Source organism: Methylobacterium sp. D53M, assembly GCF_053345625.1.
On sequence record NZ_JBKFAL010000025.1, the window covers coordinates 50,787 to 75,839 of the forward strand.

Here is a 25,053-nt window from a genome sequence, read left to right on the forward strand (position 1 = left end):
GCGGTGCCGGATGCGGGCTGCGGCCCCGCGCTGTCCCGTGACCGATCCGCATCCGAGACCCGTACGTGATCTTCATCCACCAGCCCGCCGTCGGCGCCGGAGCCACGCTGCTTGAGCGCCGCGTCATCGATCTCCAGGACACGATCCCCGAGGACACGGTCTGGCTCGATCTGATCCGCCCGAGCCGCGAGGAGGAACTGAAGGTCGAGTCGTTCGCGGGCATCGAGGTGCCGACCCGCGAAGAGATGAAGGACATCGAGCCCTCGGAGCTGCTCTACGTCGAGGACGGCGCCCGCTACATGACCGGCCGGGTGCTCTCGAAGGTCAGCGACGCCGAGGAGCCGGGGCTGGCCGGCATCACTTTCATCCTGCGCGGCAACCGGCTGGTGACGGTGCGCCACGAGGAGCCGCAGGCCTTCCGCATGTACACGCAGCGCGCCGGGCGCTCGATGGGCAACGGCGGCGCCTCGACACCCTCGGGCGAGTCGATCCTGGCCGGGCTGATCGAGGCGGTGATCGACCGGGCCGCCGACGTTCTGCAGCTCCAGGGCGAGCGCATCGACCGCCTGTCGGGCAAGATCTTCGAAGTGCAGGAAGACCCCTCCGCCCGCAACACCGCGCTGCAGGACACGCTGCGGGCGCTGGGCCGGCACGGCGATCTCATCTCCAAGCAGCGCGAGAGCCTCGTCTCCATGGAGCGGATCCTGCTCTCGCTGTCGGCGACTTACCGGACCAACAAGGCCCCGCGCGACCTGCGCGAGGACGTGCGCTCGACCCTGCGGGATCTTCAGTCCCTCGAGGAGCACGCCACCTTCCTGTCGACGAAGATCCAGTTCCTGCTCGACGCGACCTTGGGGCTCGTCAACCTGGAGCAGAACAACATCATCAAGCTGTTCTCGGTCATGGCGGTGGTCTTCATGCCGCCGACCCTGATCGCGTCGATCTACGGCATGAATTTTAAGTCCATACCGGAACTAGATTTCGCCTTCGGATATCCGATGGCGCTGATCATGATGGTCGTGGCCGCCGTATTTCCCTACTTTTTCTTTCGGTGGAAGAAGTGGCTCTGACAACAAATGCTGGTATAGAGCCGACAGAATCTTAAGACCTCTGCGGGAGCATGGTGGGGCCTGAAGGCGCGGCGCGGCCGCGTAGACGGAACCTCCCATGCGCTTCTCCCTCAAGACGGTCCTCGCCGGTGCCATCGGCCTGCTCGCCCTCGCCGCCGTCGGCCAGGGCATCGCCAGCGTCGTGAGCCTGTCGGAGATCGAGCGGAACGCCGCGGCGATCTCGCAGCATGCCCTGCCCGTGCAGAACCAGGCCGAGGCCATCGGGACGGCCGTGCGGGACGCGCGCCTGCGCCTCTACCGCCTCGCGGTGGCCTCTCCCGACGCCGCGGCCCTGGACAAGAACCAGACGGCCCTGACCGACGCCCTCGGCGAGCTGTCCAGCCTCCGGCAAGCCTATCAGGACCGCCTGACGAGCCCGCAGGCCCGGGCGATCTACGAGCGCTTCACCAACGCGTGGAACGCCTACCAGAACATCCAGCTGCAGGTGGTCGAGCTGATGATCGCGGGCGACCAGCCGGGCGCCCTCGCACTCGTGCTGGATCCCGCGACGGGGGCGCAGAACGACGCCGCGGTGGCCAGCCTGACCGAGTCGATCGCGGCGGCGCGGGGCCAGACCGAGGCCAACGTCACCCAGACCGTGCAGGCGGCGACGCGGGCCAAGCTGATCGCGCTGCTCGCCACGGTGGTCGGCCTCGCGGTCGCGGCGGCCGCGATGCTGTTCGCCCTGTTCGGGATCGCGCGCCCCATCGAGCGCATGACCGGCGCGATGGGCCGCCTCGCCGAGGGCGACGAGACCGTGCCGGTCCCGCATACGGGGCGCCGCGACGAAATCGGCGCGATGGCGGCGGCCGTGCAGGTCTTCAAGGACAACCTGATCCACACCCGTGCCCTGGAGCGGGAGACCGCCCTGGCGCGGGACGGCGCCGAGGCGCAGCGCCGGCGCGCGGTCCACGCCATGGCCGAGTCCTTCGAGGCCGCGGTCGGCGGCGTGCTGGCCCGGGTGGCGGACGCCGCCCTCGGCCTGCGGGCCGACGCCGAGGCGATGAGCGGCACGGCCACGCACACCGCAGAGCGCTCGGCCACGGTGGCGGGCGCCGCCCAGGAGGCCGCCCAGCATGTCGGCACGGTCGCGGCGGCCGCGGAGGAACTCGGCGCCTCGGTGCAGGAGATCGGCCGCCAGGTCGACGGGTCCGCAGAACTCGCCCGGAGCGCGGTGGTCCAGGCCGGCGACACGGCCGGCCTCGTGCAGGAACTGAGCACCGCCGCGGGCCGGATCGGCGACGTCGTGCGCCTCATCACCGACATCGCTGGCCAGACGAACCTGCTGGCGCTGAACGCCACGATCGAGGCGGCCCGCGCCGGCGATGCGGGGCGCGGTTTCGCGGTGGTCGCCAGCGAGGTGAAGCAGCTCGCCGCCCAGACCGCCCGGGCCACTGAGGAGATCGCCGGTCAGGTCGGCCGTATCCAGGGCGCGACCGGGCAGACCGTGGACGCGATCGACGGGATCACGGCGCGCATCCGCGAGATCGACGGGGTGGCGACCTCGATCGCGGCCGCCGTCGAGCAGCAGGGCGCGGCGACCCGGGAGATCGCCCGGAACGTGGCCGAGGCGGCGTCCGGGACCGGCGCGGTCACCGGGACGATCGACGCGGTGGCGCGGGCGGCCGACGACACGGGCACGGCCGCCACGCGGATGCTGGCCTCGGCGTCGAGTCTCTCGGAGGAGGCCGCCGAGCTGCGCCGGGAGATCGACGCCTTCCTGCACACCGTGCGCGCGGCCTGAGGCTCGGCCTCAGGCTCAGCCGGGGCTCGACAGCTTCATCAGGACGAGCCCGGAGCCGATCAGGCCGGCCGCGAGGATCCGGCTGGCGCTCGCCTGCTCCCCCAGCACGGCGATGCCGACCAGGAAGGCGCCGACCGCGCCGATGCCGGTCCAGATCGTGTAGGCGGTGCCCAGGGGCAGCGTGCGCATGGCCAGCGCCAGGAAGCCGACGCTGCCGGCCATCGCCAACGCCATGATGGCGGTCGGCCAGAGGCGCGTGAAGCCCTCCGACTGCTTCATCGCGAAGGCCCAGACGACCTCCAGTACGCCCGCGGTGACGAGATAGATCCAGGCCACGGCGGCCCTCCCGAAAGGGCCGGGCCGTCCCGGACTTGTGCCCCGCGCGGCGGGGGGAGGACGTGGCCTCGCGGCGGGTCAGCTAGCGATGATCGGCCGAGCCCGCAAGCGCAGCGGCCGCGGATCCCTCAGGCCACCGCGGCGAGGTGCTTGACCTCGGCCTTGGCCACCACCTTGCCGACCGGCGGCGCCTTGCAGGTCTCCGCTTCGGGCGCCAGGACCGGCGGCTGCACCCAGCGGCCGGCATCGAGGTCGGCGATCCGGCCGTTGATCTCGCGGATGACGTAGCGCGAGAACGGGTAGACGTGGAGGTAGATCACCATGTTGGTGACCACGGCCTCCAGGGCGGCCGGGTTGCGGCGGGCGGTCTCCAGGAACACGCTCCAGAAGTGCTTGGCGAGTTCCGGACGCCGCACGGTCATCCGCCAGCACACCCGCAGCAGCGAGTAGAGATCGTGGGCGATGTGGCCCCAGTTGAGCTTCTGGGCGGCGAATTTCGGCCGCTTCACCCGCCGGGCGACCACCCGGACCCGGTCGAAGAAGTTCGGCGGGTCATAGATCTCCTGGAGGACGTCGCGGTAGTCGGCCAGCACGTCGCGCTGCGGCCGCAGGGTCACGAAGTTGATGCCCTGCGTGCACTGATCGCCCTGGTCGGCGGTGGTCGCCGCGTAGTTCTCGTAGAGGCGGCCCTCCTTGCGCAGGCGGCGCGAGAGCTGCGTGTTCGGCAGCGCGAAGAGCAGGCCGACCATGGCGATCGGGATGCCGGTCTGGCCGATGCACAGCGACATCGCCTTGCTGATGCTGTCCTTCTCGGTGTCGAAGCCGACGATGAAGCCGGCCGTGACGAACATGCCGTGCTCGTAGAGCTTGTGCACGCTGTCGGCGATGGACCGCTTGGTGTTCTGCTTCTTCTGGGTCTGGATCAGCGTCGCCTCGTCGGGCGTCTCGATCCCGGTGAACAGGGCGAAGAAATTCGCGTCCCGCATCATCCCGAGCAGCTCGTCGTCGTCCGCGAGGTTCAGCGAGGCCTCGGTGGAGAACTTGAACGGGTAGCCGTGCGCCTCCTGCCACTGGATCAGGTGCGGCAGGAACAGCTTGATCGCCTTCTTGTTGCCGATCAGGTTGTCATCGACGAAATCGACATGGCCGCGGTAGCCGAGGCCGTAGAGCCGGTCGAGCTCGGCCAGCATCTGCGGCGTGGTCTTGGTCCGCGGGGCGCGGCCGTAGAGCTCGATGATGTCGCAGAACTCGCAGGTGAACGGGCAGCCGCGCGAGAACTGGACGCCGATGTAGAGGTAGTGGCTGAAGGTCAGCAGGTCGAAGCGCGGAATCGGGCTCTTGGTGACGTCAGCCTTGAACTTCTCGGCCGTGAGCCGGCCGCGGCGCTCGCCGGCCTCCCAGGCGGCCACGAACTTGTCGAGAATGCCCTCGGCCTCGCCCAGCACCAGGAAGTCGGCCTTGTCGTAGACCTCCGGCGTCGAGGTCGGAGCCGGGCCGCCGACGCAGACCGGGGTTCCGAGCGCCACGCAGCGGTCGATGACCACGAGGCAGTCCGGCTCCTGGGGCAGCATGCCGCCGGTCATCACGAGGTCGGCGGCCCGGATCTGCGCGTCCGTCAGTTCCTCGCAGTTGCGGTTGACGAGCGTCACCTGCCAGGCCGGCGGCAGCATCGCGGCCAGCGTGATGAGGCCGAGCGGCGGCGCGGGCGCGCGGGCGCCCTGCAGCTCCATGGCCTCTTTGAAGTTCCACATCGAGTTTTCGTAGAACTTCGGGAACACCATCAGCACGCGCGGGGCCGTGTTCGCTTCCGACATGCCAGTTTCCCTCGTTCACACGCACGGTCCCGGCCCGACCGGAGATCGGGGCGGGTACAGGATCGCTCCCCTGACCTGCGGGCGAATTAAGGCCGTTTTTCGCTCCCGCAGCAATCGGAGCCGCCGATCACGACAGGACGCGCGTCCGGGCCCCGCGAATCAACCCCGCCGACAGGTCCCGGGGCGGATCCGGCCCGTTTGCCGCGGGGCTGCGCCATTCGGGCGACAGGTCCCGCCAAAACCGTCCCGGCCCGTCACGGCCTGTCACGGCCCGACGCGGAACCGCTCCGGCCGCGTCCCGTCGGCGTCGGTGAAGCCGTAGATCCGCGCGAGGTCGCCGGCATGCAGCACGGCGCCCGCCCGGGCGGCGATGTCGGGGTCGGCGGCGAGCGCCGCGAGCGCCCGGCCGGCGTAGAGCGGGCTCTCGGTGGCGTGCTGCTCCTGACCGAGATCGCGCGCCCGCTCGGTGGCGACGAAGCCCGGCGAGAGGCCGAGGGCGGTGACGCCGTGGGGCGCGAGTTCCCGGGCGAAGGCCAGGGTCAGCCGGTTGGTCGCGGCCTTGGCGGAATCGTAGAACACGTCGCCGAGGTAATCCTCGGTCCCGAAGGAGACGAGCGCCAGCAGCCCGGCCCGCGCCGCCACCATGGCGGGGGCGACCGCCCGGGCGAGCAAGAGGGCCGGGAGCGGCCCGGCCTCGAGGAGGCCGATGTACGGCTCCGCCGAGCGGCGCCAGAACGGCGTGCCCCAGCCGGCCCCGTCCGGGTAGCGCTCGCCGTCGTAGCCCTCGTTGCCGCTCCACACGCTGCAGGCCGCGACGTCGATGCGCCCGAACCGGCGCAGAGCCCAGTGCACCAGCGCGTCGGTGGCGCGCTCGGAGCGGTGGTCGCAGAGGTAGTGGTGCCCGCGCCCGCCGGCCGCGTCGACCGCGCGGGCCGTGTCCTCGATCGCCTCCGCGCGCATCTCGGTGCGCGGGCCGGTCTCGCTGGAGCGGGCCGTGACGATCACCGTGGCCCCCGCCTCGCCCAGCGCCCGGGCGAGGCCCCGGCCGACGCCCCGCGACGCGCCCGCGACGAGGCAGATCTTCTGGGAGAGGTCGGGCGGGCTCACGCCGAGGCGGCGGGCTTCGACCGCGACAGGAAGGCGGCGAGCCGCTCCTGGGATTCGGGCGAGCGCAGCTGCGCGTCGAAGGCTTTCGCCTCAGCCTCCAGGGCCGCCTCGACCTGCGCCTGGTCGCCCCGGATCAGCGCCCGGGACGCCGTCAGCGCCCCGCGCGGCAGGGCGGCGAGGCGCGCGGCCTGCGCGATGGCCTGCTCGACCAGCATGTCGGCGGGCAGCACCGCGTTGACGAGGCCCAGGGCCTGCGCCTCGTCGGCCTCGAGCGGCCGGGACAGGAGCAGCAGCTCGGTCGCCCGGAGCCGGCCGACCCGCAGGGGCAGCAGGTAGCTCGACGCCGCCTCCGGCACGAGGCCGAGCTCGACGAAGGGCATGCGCAGGCGCGCCGCCGGGCTCGCGTAGACGAGGTCGCAGTGCAGGCAGAGGGTCGCGCCGATGCCGACCGCGATCCCGTCGACCGCCGCCACCATCGGGGTGCGGGTCCGGGCGAGCTGGCGGATGAAGGCCAGCGCCGGCGAGGAACTGAATCCATCACCGGCATGCCCCATGAAGTCGGCGAGGTCGTTGCCGGCGCTGAACATGCCGGGCTGCCCGGCGAAGACCATGGCGCCGACCGCGTCCGACGCGTCGGCCTGCGCCAGGCCCGCGCGCATCGCGTCGTACATGGCGCCCGTGAGGGCGTTCTTCTTCTCGGGGCGGTTCAGGGTGATCAGGCGGACGCCGCCCGCGAGGTCGTCGATCGTGACGGGTTCGGCCATGATCCGCTCCTCAAACCGCCAGCGCCAGGGCGGCGTCGTCCGTGAAGGCGCCGCCCTCGACCACCGCCTGCTCCAGGCCGGAGGCGGCCACCAGGAGGTTCTCGGCGTAGAACCGGGCGAGCGCGATGCGGGCCGCGTGCGCCGGGTCCGTCTCGCCAGCCTTCCGGGCAGCGCTCGCGGCGAGCGCGCCCCGGGCGAGGCAGGCGGCGCCCAGCGTCAGGCCGAACAGGCGCAGGTACGGCGTCGCGCCGGCGAGCGCCGCCTCGGGGCGGTTCGAGCTCAGCGCGGCGAGCTGGTGGCTCGTCGCCCGGTCGAGGCTGCCGATCCCGTCGCGCAGCCGCGCCGCCATGTGGCCGAAGGCGGGGTCGCCGGCCTTGAGCAGCCCCTCCGCGGCCCGGCGCATCCAGGCGATCTGCGACCGCGCGGTGCCCCCGCCGTTCAGCGGCAGCTTGCGGGCGGTGAGGTCGATGGCCTGGATGCCGTTGGTCCCCTCGTAGATGCCGAGGATGCGGGCGTCGCGCATGAGCTGCGCCGCCCCGGTCTCCTCCACGAAGCCCATGCCGCCGTGGACCTGCACGCCGAGCGAGGTCACCTCGTTGGCGAGGTCCGTCGCGAACGCCTTCGCGACCGGGGTCAGCAGCGAGGCGCGGTCCAGGGCCGCCTGCCCCTCCGGCCCCTTCGACGCGTCGAGGGCCGCGGCGGTGAGGTAGCAGATGGCGCGGGCGGCGGCCGTCGAGGCCTTCATGGTGAGCAGCATGCGCTGCACGTCCGGATGGGCGGCGATCGGGCTGGTCGCCTCGGCGGCGCCCACCGCCTTGCCCTGGCGGCGCTCCTGCGCGTAGGCGAGCGCCCGCTGGGTCGCAGCCTCGGCGATTCCGACGCCCTGCAGGCCGACATTGAGCCGCGCCGCGTTCATCATCGTGAACATGCAGGCGAGGCCTTTGTTCTCCTGGCCGATCAGCCAGCCGGTGGCGCCGCCGCCGTCGCCGAACGCCATCGAGCAGGTCGGCGAGGCGTGGATGCCGAGCTTGTGCTCGATGCCGGAGCAGCGGAGGTCGTTGCGGGTCCCGTCCGGCAGCACTTTCGGCACCAGGAACAGCGAGATGCCGCGCGTGCCGGCGGGCGCGTCGGGCAGCCGGGCCAGGACGAGGTGGACGATGTTGTCGGCGAGGTCGTGCTCGCCGTAGGTGATGTAGATCTTGTTGCCGGTGATCCGGTAGGTGCCGTCGCCCGCCGGCACCGCCCGGGTGCGCAGGAGGGCGAGGTCGGAGCCCGCCTGCGGCTCGGTCAGGTTCATGGTGGCGGGCCACGCGCCCGAGACCAGCTTCGCGAGGTAGCGCGCCTTCAGGTCGTCCGAGCCGTGGGCCGCGAGCGCCTCGATGCCGCCCTGGGTCAGAAGCGGGCAGAGGCCGAAGGCGAGGTTGGCGCCGTTCCACATCTCGGTGCAGGCGGCCTCGATCAGCTTCGGCAGGCCCTGCCCGCCGTGGTCGGCCTCGGCCGAGAGCCCGTTCCAGCCGCCCTCCGTGAAGGTGCGGTAGGCCTCGCGCCAGCCGGGCGGCGTGGTGACCTCCCCGTCCGCGAAGGGAGTGCCGTGCCGGTCGCCGACCCGGTTGAGCGGCGCGATCACGCCGGCGGCGATGCGCCCGGCCTCGGTCAGGATCGCCTCGGCATCGTCGGGATCGACCGCGTCGAGCCCGGCCACGTGCCGCAGCGTGAAGAGCATCTCGGGGACCGGGGCGCGGTAACTCATACGATCCTCCCGTGTGGCGGCCCGCCCGCGCGTTCGATCCGGGGCGGGTTTGACCGCGCCCGCGCACCGGCGCTAGGGCGGGGCGAGGATAGGCGCGCGGGGCTCGCACCGCCATGACCTCGGAGACGGCTTCCCGCATGAACGATCCCGGGTCAACGGTCCCGGCCGCGACCCGGCGGCTCACCGCCGACGCGGCCGGCCTCGCGGAGGCCGCCGCTCTCCTGCGGGCTGGCCGCCTCGTCGCCTTCCCCACCGAGACCGTCTACGGGCTCGGGGCGGACGCAACCGACCCCGGGGCGGTGACGGGCATCTTCGCCGCCAAGGCGCGGCCGCGCTTCAACCCGCTGATCTCGCACCTGCCCGACGCGGCGGCGGCCCTGGCGGAGGGCGACTTCGACGCGCCGGCGCGCCGCCTCGCGGAGGCCTTCTGGCCCGGACCCCTGACCCTGGTCGTCCCGGCGCACGCGGGCACGCGGGTCTGCGACCTCGCCCGCGCCGGCCTGCCGAGCCTCGCCCTGCGGGTTCCGGCGCACCCGCTCGCGCGCGCGCTCCTCGCCGAGGCCGGGCGGCCGGTCGCGGCGCCCTCGGCCAACCGCTCCGGGCGGGTGAGCCCGACCCGGGCCGCCCACGTCCTCGACGATCTCGCCGGCCGGATCGCCGCGGTGCTCGACGGCGGCGACACGCCGGTGGGCGTCGAGTCGACGGTGGTGGCCTGCCTCGGCGGCACGCCGCGGCTGCTGCGGCCCGGCGGCGTCACCCGGGCGGCGCTCCGGGCGGTTCTCGGCATCGATCCGGCGGCGCCCGCGGCGGCGGATGCCGACCGGCCGGCGGGCCCGGGCATGCTCGCCTCGCACTACGCGCCGCGGGCGCGGGTCCGCCTCGACGCGGTGCGGGTCGAGCCCGGCGAGGCGGTCCTGCTGTTCGGATCCCGCCTGCCGGCCGGTCACGAGACCGCGCGGGCCAGTCTCAACCTGAGTCCGGCGGGCGACCCCGCGGAGGCCGCTGCCCGGCTGTTCGGCGCCCTGCGCGACCTCGACGCCTCGGGGGCCGAGACCATCGCGGTGGTGCCCATTCCCGCGGAGGGCCTCGGCGAGGCGATCCGCGACCGCCTCGCCCGGGCGGCCGCGCCCCGCTGACGGCGGAGAATTTTTCGCCGGCAGCGGAACAGAGTTCGGCCTGATCCGTTTACTGATCACGAAGGCCTTCTCAGCCCCCAATGGCCTTTTTCCTTCTAGGCTCGGAGCAATCCGAGCCTTTTTTCTTGGCTTCTCAGTCTCGGGCCAGCTTGGCGGCAATGCCCGCCACGTGGCGGCCCTGGAACCGCGCGCCCTCCAGCTCGACGGCGCTCGGCTGGCGGGAGCCGTCGCCGTCCGCGATCGTGCTGGCGCCGTAGGGCGTGTTGCCCTTCACCGCCTCGACGCCCGCCTGCCCCTGGAAGCTGTAGGGCAGGCCGACCACCACCATGCCGTGATGGAACAGCACCGTGTGGAAGCTCGTCAGCGTCGTCTCCTGGCCGCCGTGCTGCGAGGCCGTGGAGGTGAAGACCGAGCCGACCTTGCCGACCAGCGCGCCCTTCATCCAGAGACCGCCGGTCTGGTCGATGAACTGCTTCATCTGCGAGGCCATGTTGCCGTAGCGGGTCGGCGTGCCGAAGATGATCGCGTCGTAATCGGCGAGTTCGGCGACCGTCGCGACCGGCGCCGCCTGATCGAGCTTGAAATGGTTCTGCCGGGCGACCTCCTCCGGGACCAGCTCCGGCACGCGCTTCACGACGACCTCGGCCCCCGTCTCGCGGGCGCCCTCGGCGGCGGCGTAGGCCATCTGCTCCACATGGCCGTAGGTCGAGTAGTACAGCACCAGAACCTTCGCCATCGGGTGATCTCTCCTGCGTGTCGGACGTCCGGCCGAATCGTCGGCCGGCCGAAGGCCACTCCATCGCGCATTTGCCGCCTTGCAAGAATGCCCCGACGTGCAAGATTGATCTTGCACAGACGCAAGGATCCGCGCGTGGCGTTCGACTGGGACGACTTCCGGTTCGCGAAGACCGTGGCCGATCGGGGCGGCCTGACCGCGGCGGCGACCGAGCTCGGGATCAACCACTCGACGGCGTTCCGGCGCCTCGCCGCCCTGGAGGCGCGGCTCGGCACGCGCCTGTTCGAGCGGCTGCGCACGGGCTATGTGCCGACCGCCGCCGGGCAGTCGATGATCGACGCGGCCGGACGGATCGAGGCGGACGTGACGCGCTTCGCCCGCGTAGTGGCGGGACAGGGCGAGACACCCTCCGGCGAGCTGCGGGTGACCGCGCCGGCCGGCTTCGCCGCCGACCTGCTGATGCCGATGCTGGCGAGCTTCGCCGAGCGCTATCCGGAGGTTCGGATCGACCTCATCCTCGCGGAGGCGACGCTCAACCTCTCGCGCCGGGACGCCGACGTGGCGATCCGGATCAGCCGCGAGCCGAGTGAGACCCTGGTCGGCCGCCGCCTCGCCCTCACGGCTTGGGGAGTCTACGGCCGCGCCGACCGCGCCTACGGTGATCTGGCCCGCGAGGCGTGGATCAGTCCGGGGCCGCTGGTGGCGGGCGGCTCGCTCGCACGGTTCGTGGAGGCGCGGGCCCCCTCCGACCGCGTCCGCCTGCGGGTCAACGCGGTGATCGGTCTCGAAGCGGCGGTCGAGGCCGGCCTCGGCATCGGTCCGCTTCCCTGCTTCACGGCCGACCTCAATCCGGCGCTGCGACGGCTGTCAGGGCCGCACCCGGAACTCGGGGCGGACCTCTGGATCCTGACGCATCCGGACTTGCGCCACGCGGCGCGAGTCCGGGTCTTCATGGAGCACGTCGCCGAGGCGCTGCTGCCGCTGCGGGCCCGGTTCGAGGGCCGTTGACCCGCCTCAGCGAATCTCGACGACCTCGACCTCGTGGCCGTTCACCTCGACCACGTCGCCGATCGTCTTGCCCGTGATGGCGCGGGCGAGCGGTGCCACGTACGAGATCGAGCCCTTGTGCGGGTCGGCCTCGTCCTCGCCGACGATCCGGAAGGTCTGCCGGGTCTCCTTGCCGGACTCGTCCTCGCGGACCACCGTGACGGTCGAGCCGAACTGCACGGTGTCGCCGCCCCTGGGCTCCACGAGCTGCGCGGTGTTCTTCCGGGCCGCCCAGTAGCGCAGGTCGCGCCCGATGCGGGAATCCTCCGCCTTGTCGGCGGGGTCCAGCGAGGCGACCTCCTTCTCGAGACGCGCGACCTCGGCCTCGATCTGCGCGAGCCCCTCCGGTGTGACGAAGTTCGTGTGCGGCGAGATCGGCCGGTCCGGCAGATTCTCGAACGCTTCCCCACCCTCGGGCTCTTTGACGAATGCGACGCTCATAAAGACGCCAACACGCGAGGTACGGCAAAGGTTCCCGCGCGACGGCGGTTCGGCCGGCCCGGCGTTTTCGCCGTGGCGCGACACGGGCACCGCTCGCTAGACTCTCCTGCGATACATCCGGAGCCGTCGATGTCGACCCTGTCCGCCGCCGAGGCCGTCGCCGCCAACCGCCAGGCCTGGGATGCCTCCGCGCCCCTGCACCGGAGCGACCCGTCTTGGGACCGGCTGACGCAGAACTTCGCGCGGGATCCCGGCTTCTCCTGCTTCGACCCGCCGATGGAGGCGGCCCTGCGGGCGATCGGCCTCGCCGGGACCTCCGTCGCGCAGCTCTGCTGCAACAACGGGCGGGAGACGGTGTCGCTGATGAATCTCGGCGCCCGGTCGGCGACCGGGTTCGACCAGTCGGAGGCGTTCCTCGCCCAGGCCAGGGACCTCGCCGGCATCGCCGGGCGCGACTGCCGCTTCGTCGCGGGCGACGTGCACGCGATCGACGCGGAGCAAGACGGTGCCTACGACCTCGCAGTGATCACCATCGGCGTGCTGGGCTGGATGCCCGACCTGCCGCGCTTCCTCGCCGTGGCGGCGCGCCTCCTGCACCCGGGCGGCCGGATCCTCATCCACGAGGAGCACCCCGTCGTGAACATGTTCGAGCCGCGGGCGGAGCAGCCGCTCTTGGTCCGGCACTCCTATTTCCGCACGGCGCCGTTCGTTGGCGAGGACGCCATCGTGTACGGCGACGGGCCGGCCCCGCGGGTCGGGCCGCATTACTGGTTCGCCCATCCCGTCGGGATGCTGATCGAGAGCCTGATCGGTGCCGGCCTCGCGATCGAGCGGTTCCGGGAGTTTCCGGACAACATCAGCACCACGGCCTGCGACGTGCTCGCTGCCGACCGGCTCCTGCCGATGAGCTACCTGCTCCAGGCCCGGAAAGCCGCCTGACGGGCGCCGGACCTACGCCACCGTCACGACGGTCCGGCCTCGGACCTTGCCGGCCAGGATCTCCTCGCCGAGCCGGCCGACCTCCTCCAGGCGGACCGTGCTCGTCATGGCGGCGAGCTTGGCCAGGTCGAGCTCCCGGGCGAGGCGCGCCCAGGCCTCGCGGCGTTTCTTCTGCGGGGTGGTGACGCTGTTGATGCCGAGGAGCGAGACGCCGCGAAGGATGAAGGGCGCCACCGAGGTCGGCAGGTCCATGCCCTGCGCCAGCCCGCAGGCCGCGACGGCGCCGTCGGCCCGGGTCATGGCGAGGACGTTGGCGAGGGTCGTGGAGCCCACGGCGTCGACGCCGGCGGCCCAGCGCTCCTTGCTCAGCGGCTTGCCGGGCTTCGACAGTTCGGCCCGGTCGAGGATCTCGGCGGCCCCGAGGCCCTTCAGGTAATCGGACTCGCCGTCCCGGCCCGTGGAGGCGATCACGTGCCAGCCCGCCCGGGCGAGGAGCGCCACCGCGACGGAGCCGACGCCGCCCGAGGCGCCGGTGACGATGACCGGGCCGTGCTCGGGCTTCACGCCGTGGGCGTCCAGCGCCATGCAGCACAGCATCGCCGTGTAGCCGGCGGTGCCGACCGCCATGGCCTGCTCGGCCGTGAGCCCCTGGGGCAGCGGCACCAGCCAGTCACCCCGGACCCGGGCGCGCTGCGCGTAGGCGCCGAGATGCGTCTCGCCGACGCCCCAGCCGGTGAGCACGACCGCGTCGCCCGGCCTGTACTCCGGATGGTCCGAGGCCTCGACGATCCCCGAGAAGTCGATGCCGGGGATCATCGGGAAGCGGCGCACCACCGGCGACTTGCCGGTGAGCGCGAGGCCGTCCTTGTAGTTCAGAGTCGAGTGCGTCACCCGCACGGTGACGTCGCCGTCCATCAGGTCGGCGTCGTCGAAGTCCGTGAAGGCGAGGCTCTGGCCGGCCTCGTTCTTCTCGACTACCCAGGCCTTGAACGTCCCCATCGTCACCTCCCGTGCTGCGCGGTGAGGTGTGGCCGGGACGCCCGGAATCAAGGCGACGGCGGTCGTGACCGGCTCAGTATCCGTCGTACCGGCTGCCCGTGTAGAAGCCGAGACCGACGCCGATATCCGAGGAGCTCGCCCCGGTGATGCCGAGGGCGTCCGGGATCGAGCCGACGAGCGGACCGCCGTAGGCCGCGGGCCGGTAGCCGTAACCGCCGCCGATCGGCGCCCAGCCGGCCCGGGCGGGCGCGACGAGGACGCGGCGGCTGACGCTGGCGTATTCCGGCGGGATCGTCTCGGGGATCGTCTGCGCCGGGCGGATCAGCACGGTCCGGGTGCGGACGGCGAAGCGCGGCGGCGTGGTCACCCAGCAGCCGATCAGCTCGCCGCCGGGGCCGCGGCTGGTCTGCCAGTAGCGGCCGCCGGGCGAGACCATCACGCGCTCCGACACCGTGTCGTAGACCGGCGGCGTGGTGCGATAGACCGTGCGGGGCGGGCGCACCAGCACGTTCTCCTGCACGGTGTCGTAGACCGGCGGCGTGACGACGCGGCGATAGCATTCGGAGCCGTAGCAGCCGCCGGCCTGGGCGGGTGCGGCGAGGAGCGCGCCACCGAGGGCGGCGGCGAGGAAAGCGGTGCGAGCGACCGGCGCGGTCATGGAAGTCCTCTGATACGCATTACTACGAGACGCGGCGCGGACGCGGCGCTCGTCTCGACGTACCAGAGGCCAGACTCGTTGCCCGGCGCGCAAGCATTATCGGGAACGAAGGTAAAATTAACCCTTGGTTTCGACTGCTTAGGCGTCGCCTACCTAGGTAGGATTGTTCGGATCTTCGACAGTCTCTCTTATGAGACCGGATCCGACCCGGGTCAGGTCTGGCCGGCCCGGAGCTGGTAGAAGATGTGCCGGCCGATCACGTCCATCTTGCGCAGGCGGCGGGCCCAGCCCGGACGCACGTAGTCGGCGTGGTAGTGGGTCGCGGCGCCGACCTCCGCGAGGTAGGTCCGGCCCTCGATCACCGAGCGGGCGATGCGGGTGGCGCTCTCCCAGGCGCCGGCATCGGTGATGCGCAGCGACTTGCCCTCGCAGGCGAAGGAGAACTGGCAGCCCATGTAGTGGTGCCGGTTCTGGTAGACGACGCCGCAGACGCTCGCCGGGTAGAGGCCGCTCTTCACCCGGTTGAGCACCACCTGGGCGACGGCGGCTTGGCCGGCCTCGGGCTCGCTCCGGGCCTCGAAATAGACCGCCTCGGAGAGGCAGCGCTGCTCCTTGTCGAGGGCGTTCGGATCGATCAGGTCGGCGTAGCGCCGGCGCGCGTCCTCGGGCACCGGCTGGGCGCTGTCGGGCCGCTCGGTGCGGATCGCGAAATCGGGGAGCGCGAGGCTCGCCGCGGCGATCTCGACGGGGATGGCGTCGGCGGGCGCCGGCGTCGTGGAGGACAGCGCGATGGCCCGCGGCACCGGCGGGGTCGAACCGTCGAAGCGCTCGGGGCCGCCATCCTCGGTGAGGTCGGCCGTCCCCGCGCCCGTGGAGGCGGCGGTGCCGCTGCCGGTGGTGAGGCCGAGATCCGGCACGGGGACGAAGGCGGCCTCCGGCTCGGATTCCGGGTCCCAGATCGCGGAGCCCTGCGTCAGCACGCCGGTGACGCTGCCGGTGACGTCGCCGAATACCAGGGCGCCGCCCGCCTCGCGCAGGTTCGCGGCCCGGCGCGCGAAGCTCTCGGCCGGCGGCCGGGCGGGGTCGCCCTTGCCGGCCCGCTGCACGACCGGGAAGACGTGCGCGCCGGTCTTGAAGGTCGCCTGGGGCGGCTCGTCGCCGAGGCGGCGGAGGGCCGATCCGATCAGCAGGGTGCCGGGCGGCAGCGGCGGGACCGTGTCGGCATCGATCACCCCGAGCCGGCTCGCGCCGATGGCGTTCTCCGTGCCGGCATCGGCGGTGAACGACACCAGCAGGCCCAGACCGACCATCCAGGGCGTCAGGGCCGCCGAGAGCCAGCGCAGGCTCGATTCCCGTCCTCGTCTCGTGCCCACGACGCCAGACCCGCACTCACGCACCCGAACCGGCCCGATCCTCCCCGTTTCCAGGGTGTTTCTGCGGCCGCGCCGAATTTATCGCGCGGTATGGTTGAGCTGCCGTTAAGGCCGGACGGTCGCGCGCGTCTCGATACGGTTTCGGGGTTGCAGTCGACACTGCCCGGCCCGTCATCACGAGCGCAGCGAAGTGACCCAGGGCAGCGGGACGTCTTCCAGCGTGGCGCGACACTGGGTTGCTTCGCTGCGCTCGCAAAGACGGCGTTCGAGTTGGTGAGGGGACACGGCCGGACAAAGGCAGGCCGGAACGAGAAAGGGCGGCCCGAAGGCCGCCCTCTCCCAACTTAGTCCTGCCGACGGCCTCACTCGGCGGCGGCGGGCGGAAGCTCCTCGACCGGCATCGCGCCGCTCTCGGCCTGCTTCTGCTGCAGGATCATCGCGTCGCGGCGGCGGGCGATGGAGCGGATGTCCGCCACCATCGAGCCCGTGCCCGCCGGGATCAGCGACCCGACGATGACGTTCTCCTTCAGGCCCTCCAGGGTGTCGACCTTGCCGTTGACCGCCGCCTCGGTGAGGACGCGGGTGGTCTCCTGGAACGAGGCCGCCGAGATGAACGACTTGGTCTGCAGCGACGCCTTGGTGATGCCGAGCAGGACCGGAACGCCCTGGATCGGCTTCTTGCCCTCGGCGAGCAGCTTCTCGTTGAAGTCGGTCAGCTCCGTGCGATCGATCTGGTCACCCGAGAGGATGTCCGAGTCGCCGCCGTCGGTCACTTCGACCTTCTGCAGCATCTGACGGACGATCACCTCGATGTGCTTGTCGTTGATCGACACGCCCTGCAGCCGGTAGACCTCCTGGATCTCGTTGACGAGGTAGGCCGCGAGTTCCTCCACGCCCTTGATCGCCAGGATGTCGTGCGGGGCCGGGTTTCCGTCGACGATGTAATCGCCAAGCTCGACCACGTCCCCGTCCTGCAGGTGGATGTGCTTGCCCTTCGGGATCAGGTACTCGACCGCCTCCGAGCCGTCGTGCGGCGTCAGCGTGAGCCGACGCTTGTTCTTGTAGTCGCGGCCGAACGCGATGGTGCCCGACTTCTCGGCGATGATCGCCGCGTCCTTCGGGCGCCTTGCCTCGAACAGCTCCGCCACCCGCGGCAGACCGCCGGTGATGTCGCGGGTCTTGGCCGAGTCGGTCGAGACGCGGGCGAGAATGTCGCCGGCATTCACCTTCGCGCCGGGATCGAAGCCGATGATGGCGTCGACCGGCAGGAAGTAGCGGGCGTCCGAGCCGCGGGGCAGCTTGAGCGCCTTGCCGTCCCGATCGACCACGACCATCGCGGGCTTGAGGTCAGAGGTCCGGGCCGAGCCGCGCCAGTCGACGACGACGCGCTTGGCGATGCCGGTCGACTCGTCGGTGGTCTCGGTCATGGACTGGCCGTCGACCAGATCCTCGTAGGCCACGATGCCGTCCACCTCGGTGAGGATCGGACGGGTGTAGGGATCCCACTCGGCGATGCGCTGCCCGCGCTTGATCTTGTCACCCTCGTCGACTCGGAGCTTGGCGCCGTACTGCAGGCGGTGGACCGCCCGCTCGACCCCGTCCGACCCGACGACCACCACCGCCACGTTGCGGCCGGTGGCGATCAGATCGCCATCGGAGTTCTTGGCGATCGCGCGGTTGCGGATCTTGATCGTGCCCTCGAAGCTCGACTCGATGAACGACGAGTCGGCGATCTGGGCCGCACCGCCGATGTGGAAGGTGCGCATCGTTAGCTGCGTGCCCGGCTCGCCGATCGACTGCGCCGCGATGACGCCGACGGCCTCGCCCATGTTGACGGGCGTGCCGCGGGCGAGGTCGCGCCCGTAGCAGGTGGCGCAGACGCCACTCTTGGTGGCGCAGACGAGCACCGAGCGGATCTTCACCTCCTGGATGCCGGCGGCGTTGATCGCCGGAAGGTGCCGCTCCTCAATGGTCTCGCCGGTCTTGACGATCACCGTGCCGTCCGCGGCCACCAGATCCTCAGCCGTGGCACGGCCCAGGATGCGGGTGGCGAGCGTCGCCACGACCTGGCCGGCATCCACGATGGCGCGCATCTTGATGCCGTTGGTCGTGCCGCAATCGACCTCGCGGATGACGGCGTCCTGGGCCACGTCGACGAGGCGGCGGGTCAGGTAGCCGGAATTCGCGGTCTTCAGGGCGGTGTCCGCCAAGCCCTTACGGGCACCGTGCGTGGAGTTGAAGTACTCCAGAACGTCCAGGCCTTCCTTGAAGTTCGAGATGATCGGGGTCTCGATGATCTCGCCCGACGGCTTGGCCATGAGGCCGCGCATCGCCGCGAGCTGCTTCATCTGGGCAGGCGAGCCGCGGGCACCCGAGTGGCTCATCATGTAGATCGAGTTGACCTGCTTGTCGGCCCCGTGCTCGTCCTTCTGGACGGCCGAGATCCGGCCCATCATCTCGGCGGCCAGCTTGTCCGAGCACTTCGCCCAGGCATCGACGACCTTGTTGTACTTCTCACCCTGGGTGATCAGGCCGTCGTTGTACTGCTGCTCGTAATCCTTCACGAGCGCGCGGGTCGTGTCGACGATCGACCACTTGTTCTCCGGCACGACCATGTCGTCCTTGCCGAACGAGATGCCGGCCTTGAACGCGTGGTTGAAGCCGAGCGCCATGATCCGGTCGCAGAAGATCACCGACTCCTTCTGACCGCAGTGGCGGTAGACGGTGTCGATCATCGCCGAGATCTCCTTCTTGGTCATCAGCTTGTTGACGACGTCGAAGGGCACCTTGGCGTGCTTCGGCAGGGCGCCGGAGAGGATCACGCGGCCGGGGGTAGTCTCGTAGGTCTTGGTCAGGGGCTCGCCGTCCGGGCCGATGCCGGTCCAGCGCCACTTGATCTTCGAGTGCAGCGACACCGCCTTGGCGGCGAGAGCGTGCTCCAGCTCGCCCATGTCGCCGTAGACGCCCTGCATCGGGTTCTTGGCGTTGCCCGGCTTGAACTCGCCCGGCGCGCCCTCGGCCACGATCGACAGGTAGTAGAGGCCGAGAACGATGTCCTGCGACGGCACGATGATCGGCTGACCGTTGGCCGGGTGCAGGATGTTGTTCGTCGACATCATGAGGACGCGCGCTTCCAGCTGCGCCTCGAGCGACAGCGGGACGTGCACGGCCATCTGGTCGCCGTCGAAGTCGGCGTTGAACGCGGCGCAGACCAGCGGGTGCAGCTGGATCGCCTTGCCCTCGATCAGCTTCGGCTCGAAGGCCTGGATGCCGAGGCGGTGCAGCGTCGGCGCGCGGTTCAGCATCACCGGGTGCTCGCGGATCACCTCATCGAGGATGTCCCAGACCTCCGGCTTCTCCTTCTCCACGAGCTTCTTGGCCTGCTTGACGGTGGCCGAGAAGCCCTTGGCGTCGAGGCGCGCGTAGATGAACGGCTTGAACAGCTCCAGCGCCATCTTCTTGGGCAGGCCGCACTGGTGCAGCTTCAGCTCCGGACCGACCACGATGACCGAGCGGCCCGAGTAGTCGACGCGCTTGCCGAGCAGGTTCTGGCGGAACCGGCCCTGCTTGCCTTTCAGCATGTCGGCGAGCGACTTCAGCGGGCGCTTGTTGGCACCCGTGATGACGCGGCCGCGGCGGCCGTTGTCGAACAGGGCGTCGACGGCCTCCTGCAGCATCCGCTTCTCGTTGCGGATGATGATGTCGGGCGCGCGCAGCTCGATCAGCCGCTTCAGGCGGTTGTTGCGGTTGATGACGCGGCGGTACAGGTCGTTCAGGTCGGAGGTCGCGAAGCGGCCGCCGTCCAGCGGGACCAGCGGGCGCAGGTCCGGCGGGATCACCGGCACGACCGTCAGGATCATCCATTCCGGCTTGTTGCCGGACATCTGGAAGGCCTCGATGATCTTGAGCCGCTTCAGGAGCTTCTTGGGCTTCAGCTCCGAGGTGGTGACCGCGATCTCCTCGCGCAGATCGTTGGCGATCTTGTCGAGGTCGAGCTCCTGCAGGATGCGCCGGATGGCCTCGGCGCCGATCATGGCGGTGAACGAGTCCTCGCCGTACTCCTCCTGGGCGCGCAGGTACTCCTCCTCCGTCAGGAGCTGACGCTCCTTGAGGGGGGTGAGGCCCGGCTCGATGACGCAGTACGACTCGAAGTACAGGATCCGCTCAAGGTCCTTGAGCGCCATGTCGAGCAGCAGGCCGATGCGGCTCGGCAGCGACTTCAGGAACCAGATATGGGCGACGGGGGCGGCCAGCTCGATGTGGCCCATGCGGTCGCGCCGGACGCGCGCGAGGGTGACCTCGACGCCGCACTTCTCGCAGATGACGCCCTTGTACTTCATGCGCTTGTACTTGCCGCACAAGCACTCGTAGTCCTTGATCGGCCCGAAGATGCGCGCGCAGAACAAGCCATCGCGCTCGGGCTTGAAGGTCCGGTAGTTGATGGTCTCCGGCTTCTTGATCTCGCCGTACGACCAGGAGAGGATCTTCTCCGGGGACGAGATCGAGATCTTGATCTGGTCGAAGCTGACCGGCGTGGCCTGCTGGTTGAAAAGGTTCATGACCTCTTGGTTCATGATCCGCTCCTTGTTGACGCCGGCAGCCCCGCGCCGGGCCACCGCGTCTGGAAAACAATCCGGCGCCGCACCCCGCGCGGGCGCCGCTCACCGTCATCGAACCCTGGAAGGCCCCTCCCCTCCCCGCTCGACCGTGGCGGCGGGGATCCGCCGCCACGGGAGGTGTGGTTCTCTCGGCTTACTCGGCCGCGTCGGCCGGGGGCTCCAGCTGATCGTTGGCGGCCTTCTTGGAGGACGTCAGCTCGACGTTGAGGCCGAGCGAGCGCATCTCCTTGACGAGCACGTTGAACGACTCGGGAATGCCGGCCTCGAACGTGTCGTCGCCGCGGACGATCGCCTCGTAGACCTTGGTGCGGCCGGCCACGTCGTCCGACTTCACCGTGAGCATCTCCTGCAGCGTGTAGGCCGCGCCGTAGGCCTCCAGCGCCCAGACCTCCATCTCGCCGAAGCGCTGACCGCCGAACTGCGCCTTGCCGCCCAGCGGCTGCTGGGTGACGAGCGAGTACGGGCCGATCGACCGGGCGTGGATCTTGTCGTCCACGAGGTGGTGCAGCTTCAGCATGTAGATGTAGCCCATCGTCACCTTGCGGTCGAAGGGCTCGCCGGTGCGCCCGTCATAGAGCGTCGACTGCGCGGAGCGGTCGAGACCGGCCATCTCCAGCATCTGCTCGATGTCGGCCTCCTTGGCGCCGTTGAACACCGGGGTGGCCATCGGCACGCCGCGGCGGACGTTGTTGCCGGCCTCGGCCAGCTCCTCGTCCGTCAGGCCGTCGAGCTCGCCCGGGGAGTAGATCGCCTTCATCTCATCCCGCAGCGGCGCGATGTCCTGCGTCTTCAGATAGGCATCCACCGCCTTCGATACCTTGCGACCCAGGCCCGCAGCCGCCCAGCCCAGGTGCGTCTCCAGGATCTGGCCGACATTCATGCGCGAGGGCACGCCCAGCGGGTTGAGCACGATGTCGGCATGCGTCCCGTCCTCCAGGAACGGCATGTCCTCGATCGGCACGATCCGCGACACGACACCCTTGTTGCCGTGACGGCCGGCCATCTTGTCGCCCGGCTGGATCTTGCGCTTCACCGCCACGAAGACCTTGACCATCTTCATGACGCCGGGGGGCAGCTCATCGCCGCGCTGCAGCTTCTCGACCTTGTCGAGGAAGCGCTGCTCGAGGCGCTTCTTCGACTCGTCGTACTGCTTCTGCATCGCCTCCATCTCGGTCATGAGACGGTCGTCGATGACGGCGAACTGCCACCACTGCGAGCGCGGGTAATCGTTGATCAGCTCGCGCGTGAGCGTGGTGTCCTTGCGGAAGCCCTTCGGACCGGCCACCGGCGCCTGACCGATCAGCACGTCCGCGAGGCGGGCGTAGGTGTTGCGGTCGAGGATCGCCTGCTCGTCGTCGCGGTCCTTGGCGAGGCGCTCGATCTCCTCGCGCTCGATCGCCTGGGCGCGCTCGTCCTTGTCGACGCCGTGGCGGTTGAACACGCGGACTTCCACGATGGTCCCGGTGACGCCCGGCGGCACCCGCAGGGAGGTGTCGCGCACGTCCGAGGCCTTCTCGCCGAAGATGGCGCGGAGCAGCTTCTCCTCCGGGGTCATCGGGCTCTCGCCCTTCGGGGTGATCTTGCCGACGAGGATGTCGCCGGCGTTCACCTCGGCACCGATGTAGACGATGCCGGCCTCGTCGAGGTTCTTGAGCGCTTCCTCGGAGACGTTCGGGATGTCGCGGGTGATCTCCTCCGGCCCGAGCTTGGTGTCGCGGGCCATCACCTCGAACTCCTCGATGTGGATCGAGGTGAACACGTCATCCTTCACGATCCGCTCGGAGAGCAGGATCGAGTCCTCGAAGTTGTAGCCGTTCCACGGCATGAACGCGACGAGCACGTTCCGGCCGAGCGCCAGCTCGCCGAACTCGGTCGAGGGACCGTCGGCGATGATCTCGCCCTTCTTGACGAACTCGCCGACGCGGACCAGCGGCTTCTGCGTGATGCAGGTCGACTGGTTGGAGCGCTGGAACTTCTGCAACCGGTAGATGTCGACGCCCGGCTTGTTGGCGTCGGCCTCCTCGGTGGCGCGGATGACGATGCGGGTGGCGTCCACCTGGTCCACGATGCCGGCCCGGCGGGCCGCGATGGCGGCGCCGGAATCCCGGGCGACCACCGCCTCCATGCCGGTGCCCACGAACGGGGCGTCGGCGCGGACGAGCGGCACCGCCTGGCGCTGCATGTTCGAGCCCATCAGCGCGCGGTTGGCGTCGTCGTTCTCGAGGAACGGGATCAGCGCCGCGGCCACCGAGACGAGCTGCTTCGGCGACACGTCCATGAGGTCGACGCGCTCGGGACCGACGACGATCACCTCGCCGGCCCGGCGGCAGACCACGAGGTCCTCCGTGAGCTTGCGGGCCTCGTCCATCTGGGCGTTCGCCTGGGCGACGTAGTACTTCGCCTCCTCCATGGCCGAGAGGTAGGCGACCTCGTCGGTGACCACGCCGTCGCGCACGCGGCGGAACGGGGTCTCGATGAAGCCGTACTTGTTCACCCGCGCGAAGGTGGCGAGCGAGTTGATCAGGCCGATGTTCGGGCCTTCCGGCGTCTCGATCGGGCAGATGCGGCCGTAATGGGTCGGGTGCACGTCGCGCACCTCGAACCCGGCGCGCTCGCGGGTCAGACCACCCGGGCCCAGCGCCGAGAGGCGGCGCTTGTGCGTCACCTCGGAGAGCGGGTTGGTCTGGTCCATGAACTGCGAAAGCTGCGACGAGCCGAAGAACTCGCGCACGGCCGCGGCCGCGGGCTTCGCGTTGATCAGGTCCTGCGGCATGACCGTGTCGATGTCGACCTGGCTCATGCGCTCGCGGATGGCGCGCTCCATGCGCAGGAGGCCCAGGCGGTACTGGTTCTCCATGAGCTCGCCCACCGAGCGGACGCGGCGGTTGCCGAGGTGGTCGATGTCGTCGACCTCGCCCTTGCCGTCGCGCAGCTCCACGAGCGCCTTGACCACCGCCAGCATGTCCTCCTTGCGGAGGGTGCGCACGGTGTCGGCGGCGTCGAGGTCGAGGCGCATGTTCATCTTCACGCGGCCGACCGCCGAGAGGTCGTAGCGCTCGGAATCGAAGAACAGCGAGTGGAACATCGCCTCGGCGGTCTCGAGGGTCGGCGGCTCGCCCGGGCGCATGACCCGGTAGATGTCGAACAGCGCGCCCTCGCGGTTGGAGTTCTTGTCCACCGCCAGCGTGTTGCGGATGTAGGGGCCGATATTGACGTGGTCGATGTCGAGCACCGGCAGCTCGGTGATCCCGACCTCCTCCAGGCTCTTCAGGAGCTTGTCGGTGACCTCCTCGCCGGCCTCGGCCCAGATCTCGCCGGTCTGCACGTTGACGAGGTCCTCGGCGACGTACTGGCCGACGAGATCCTCGTCGGTCGCCTTGAGGAACTTGGTGCCCTTCTCGGTGATCTGGCGGGCGTTGCGGGCGTTCAGCTTCTTGCCGGCCTCGAGCACGACCTCGCCGGAATCGGCGTCGATCAGGTCGACGGTCGCCTTCATGCCCTTCATGCGCTCGGCGTCGAACGGCACGCGCCAGTCGGCGCCGTCCCGGTCGTAGACGACCTTGTTGTAGAAGGTCGACAGGATCTCCTCGCCGTCGAGGCCCAGGGCGTAGAGCAGCGACGTCGCCGGCAGCTTGCGCTTCCGGTCGATGCGGACGTGCACGATGTCCTTGGCGTCGAACTCGACGTCGAGCCAGGAGCCCCGGTACGGGATGATGCGGGCGGCGAACAGGAGCTTGCCCGAGGAGTGGGTCTTGCCCTTGTCGTGGTCGAAGAACACGCCCGGCGAGCGGTGCATCTGCGAGACGATGACGCGCTCGGTGCCGTTGACGATGAAGGTGCCGTTCTCCGTCATCAGGGGCATGTCGCCCATGTAGACGTCCTGCTCCTTGATGTCCTTGACGGACTTCGCCTGGGTGTCCGGATCGACATCGAACACGATGAGGCGCAGCGTGACCTTCAGCGGGGCCGCGAAGGTGATGCCGCGCTGGCGGCACTCGTCCACGTCGTATTTCGGGGCCTCGAAGGTGTAGCGCACGAACTCGAGCAGCGCCGTGGAGGCGAAGTCGGAGATCGGGAACACCGACTTGAACACGCTCTGCAGCCCCTCGTCGGCGCGCCCGCCCTCGGGCTCGTCGACCATCAGGAACTGGTCGTAGGACGCCTTCTGAACCTCGATGAGGTTCGGCATCTCGGCAACTTCCTTGATCTTGCCGAAGAACTTCCGAATGCGCTTGCGACCGACCAGCGTGTTGGCCATGTGACCTCGCTCCTACCCGCGTGCCTCGCGCCCGGGGAAGCGTTCCCGAAAGGGACCTCCCGCACCGGGCCGTGACGCGCGCCCCGCCGAGCCGCGCCACCGAACCGAATCTCTTGCCGGTCCCGTTCCGGGACCATCCGCCGAAGCGGCCTAAAGCCCGCGGGCGCTGACCCGCGGGCTCCGGTCACGACAGGCTCGCGCGGAGCCTTCGTGGGGTGATGGG

At 70.4% G+C, this 25,053-nt stretch carries 17 protein-coding genes; 5 read left to right on the top strand and 12 right to left on the bottom strand.

Annotation, left to right across the window (positions count from 1 at the left end; all coding sequences use genetic code 11):
• Positions 1-65: 65 nt before the first annotated feature.
• Together ACLBYG_RS25770 and ACLBYG_RS25775 are read left to right on the top strand one after the other, a co-directional pair.
• Complete coding sequence (locus ACLBYG_RS25770; RefSeq protein ID WP_012320756.1) at positions 66-1,070, top strand: magnesium transporter CorA family protein; 1,005 nt, start codon at positions 66-68, stop codon at positions 1,068-1,070.
• Between the two features lie 97 nt (positions 1,071-1,167).
• A complete protein-coding gene (locus ACLBYG_RS25775; RefSeq protein WP_447683368.1) occupies positions 1,168-2,853 on the top strand; it encodes a methyl-accepting chemotaxis protein in 1,686 nt (561 codons plus the stop codon).
• 15 nt (positions 2,854-2,868) lie between these two features.
• On the opposite strand, the gene ACLBYG_RS25780 is transcribed toward ACLBYG_RS25775, so the two are convergent.
• From ACLBYG_RS25780 to ACLBYG_RS25800, 5 genes are all read right to left on the bottom strand, one after another.
• A complete protein-coding gene (locus ACLBYG_RS25780) occupies positions 2,869-3,189 on the bottom strand; it encodes a DMT family transporter (RefSeq protein WP_042672508.1) in 321 nt (106 codons plus the stop codon).
• A 128-nt stretch (positions 3,190-3,317) separates the two neighbouring features.
• The gene (locus ACLBYG_RS25785) at positions 3,318-5,003 is read right to left on the bottom strand and encodes a B12-binding domain-containing radical SAM protein (protein ID WP_447683369.1); all 1,686 of its coding nucleotides are present in this window, start codon (positions 5,001-5,003) and stop codon (positions 3,318-3,320) included.
• Between the two features lie 264 nt (positions 5,004-5,267).
• A complete protein-coding gene (locus ACLBYG_RS25790; protein ID WP_056526302.1) occupies positions 5,268-6,110 on the bottom strand; it encodes an SDR family NAD(P)-dependent oxidoreductase in 843 nt (280 codons plus the stop codon).
• A complete protein-coding gene (locus ACLBYG_RS25795; protein ID WP_447683370.1) occupies positions 6,107-6,874 on the bottom strand; it encodes an enoyl-CoA hydratase-related protein in 768 nt (255 codons plus the stop codon). The genes ACLBYG_RS25790 and ACLBYG_RS25795 overlap by 4 nt, the downstream gene beginning before the upstream one ends.
• Before the next feature lie 10 nt (positions 6,875-6,884).
• On the bottom strand, positions 6,885-8,624 hold the full coding sequence (locus ACLBYG_RS25800; RefSeq protein WP_447683371.1) for an acyl-CoA dehydrogenase: 1,740 nt from the start codon (positions 8,622-8,624) through the stop codon (positions 6,885-6,887).
• A 137-nt stretch (positions 8,625-8,761) separates the two neighbouring features.
• Here ACLBYG_RS25800 and ACLBYG_RS25805 point away from each other — a divergent pair, with 137 nt between their 5' ends.
• Entirely contained in the window at positions 8,762-9,760 is a 999-nt protein-coding gene (locus ACLBYG_RS25805; protein WP_447683372.1) for an L-threonylcarbamoyladenylate synthase, read from the top strand.
• 133 nt (positions 9,761-9,893) lie between these two features.
• Here the strand turns inward: ACLBYG_RS25805 and wrbA are convergent, their stop codons facing one another.
• Entirely contained in the window at positions 9,894-10,496 is a 603-nt protein-coding gene (wrbA, locus tag ACLBYG_RS25810) for an NAD(P)H:quinone oxidoreductase (RefSeq protein ID WP_447683373.1), read from the bottom strand.
• Positions 10,497-10,631: 135 nt separating this feature from the next.
• On the opposite strand from wrbA, the gene ACLBYG_RS25815 reads away from it, so the two are divergent.
• Complete coding sequence (locus tag ACLBYG_RS25815) at positions 10,632-11,504, top strand: LysR family transcriptional regulator (protein ID WP_447683374.1); 873 nt, start codon at positions 10,632-10,634, stop codon at positions 11,502-11,504.
• A gap of 6 nt (positions 11,505-11,510) precedes the next feature.
• On the opposite strand, the gene greA is transcribed toward ACLBYG_RS25815, so the two are convergent.
• Entirely contained in the window at positions 11,511-11,984 is a 474-nt protein-coding gene (gene greA / locus ACLBYG_RS25820) for a transcription elongation factor GreA (RefSeq protein ID WP_020096234.1), read from the bottom strand.
• A gap of 129 nt (positions 11,985-12,113) precedes the next feature.
• On the opposite strand from greA, the gene ACLBYG_RS25825 reads away from it, so the two are divergent.
• Complete coding sequence (locus ACLBYG_RS25825; protein ID WP_447683375.1) at positions 12,114-12,923, top strand: class I SAM-dependent methyltransferase; 810 nt, start codon at positions 12,114-12,116, stop codon at positions 12,921-12,923.
• Positions 12,924-12,935: 12 nt separating this feature from the next.
• Here the strand turns inward: ACLBYG_RS25825 and acuI are convergent, their stop codons facing one another.
• The 5 genes from acuI to rpoB all read right to left on the bottom strand — a co-directional run bounded on the left by acuI (position 12,936) and on the right by rpoB (position 24,830).
• Positions 12,936-13,922 carry an acrylyl-CoA reductase (NADPH) gene (gene acuI, locus ACLBYG_RS25830; RefSeq protein ID WP_447683376.1) on the bottom strand — a complete coding sequence of 329 codons (987 nt, stop codon included), beginning with the start codon at positions 13,920-13,922 and terminating at the stop codon, positions 12,936-12,938.
• Positions 13,923-13,995: 73 nt separating this feature from the next.
• Positions 13,996-14,580, bottom strand: coding sequence for a hypothetical protein (locus ACLBYG_RS25835; protein ID WP_132367084.1), 585 nt, complete (start codon positions 14,578-14,580; stop codon positions 13,996-13,998).
• Between the two features lie 212 nt (positions 14,581-14,792).
• Positions 14,793-15,890 (bottom strand): cell wall hydrolase, encoded by a 1,098-nt coding sequence (locus ACLBYG_RS25840; RefSeq protein WP_056526330.1) that lies wholly within the window; start codon positions 15,888-15,890, stop codon positions 14,793-14,795.
• Between the two features lie 425 nt (positions 15,891-16,315).
• A complete protein-coding gene (gene rpoC, locus ACLBYG_RS25845) occupies positions 16,316-20,527 on the bottom strand; it encodes a DNA-directed RNA polymerase subunit beta' (RefSeq protein WP_447683377.1) in 4,212 nt (1,403 codons plus the stop codon).
• Between the two features lie 178 nt (positions 20,528-20,705).
• Complete coding sequence (gene rpoB / locus ACLBYG_RS25850) at positions 20,706-24,830, bottom strand: DNA-directed RNA polymerase subunit beta (RefSeq protein ID WP_447683378.1); 4,125 nt, start codon at positions 24,828-24,830, stop codon at positions 20,706-20,708.
• Positions 24,831-25,053: the final 223 nt, after the last annotated feature.

Excerpts from the sequence above, each read along its gene's own strand:
- ACLBYG_RS25795 (WP_447683370.1), bottom strand. The coding sequence starts at position 6,874 with ATGGCCGAACCCGTCACGATCGACGACCTCGCGGGCGGCGTCCGCCTG.
- ACLBYG_RS25825 (WP_447683375.1), top strand. The coding sequence starts at position 12,114 with ATGTCGACCCTGTCCGCCGCCGAGGCCGTCGCCGCCAACCGCCAGGCC.
- rpoC (WP_447683377.1), bottom strand. The coding sequence starts at position 20,527 with ATGAACCAAGAGGTCATGAACCTTTTCAACCAGCAGGCCACGCCGGTC.
- acuI (WP_447683376.1), bottom strand. The coding sequence starts at position 13,922 with ATGGGGACGTTCAAGGCCTGGGTAGTCGAGAAGAACGAGGCCGGCCAG.
- ACLBYG_RS25785 (WP_447683369.1), bottom strand. The coding sequence starts at position 5,003 with ATGTCGGAAGCGAACACGGCCCCGCGCGTGCTGATGGTGTTCCCGAAG.
- ACLBYG_RS25775 (WP_447683368.1), top strand. The coding sequence starts at position 1,168 with ATGCGCTTCTCCCTCAAGACGGTCCTCGCCGGTGCCATCGGCCTGCTC.
- rpoB (WP_447683378.1), bottom strand. The coding sequence starts at position 24,830 with ATGGCCAACACGCTGGTCGGTCGCAAGCGCATTCGGAAGTTCTTCGGC.
- greA (WP_020096234.1), bottom strand. The coding sequence starts at position 11,984 with ATGAGCGTCGCATTCGTCAAAGAGCCCGAGGGTGGGGAAGCGTTCGAG.
- ACLBYG_RS25805 (WP_447683372.1), top strand. The coding sequence starts at position 8,762 with ATGAACGATCCCGGGTCAACGGTCCCGGCCGCGACCCGGCGGCTCACC.
- ACLBYG_RS25800 (WP_447683371.1), bottom strand. The coding sequence starts at position 8,624 with ATGAGTTACCGCGCCCCGGTCCCCGAGATGCTCTTCACGCTGCGGCAC.
- wrbA (WP_447683373.1), bottom strand. The coding sequence starts at position 10,496 with ATGGCGAAGGTTCTGGTGCTGTACTACTCGACCTACGGCCATGTGGAG.
- ACLBYG_RS25835 (WP_132367084.1), bottom strand. The coding sequence starts at position 14,580 with ATGACCGCGCCGGTCGCTCGCACCGCTTTCCTCGCCGCCGCCCTCGGT.
- ACLBYG_RS25840 (WP_056526330.1), bottom strand. The coding sequence starts at position 15,890 with ATGGTCGGTCTGGGCCTGCTGGTGTCGTTCACCGCCGATGCCGGCACG.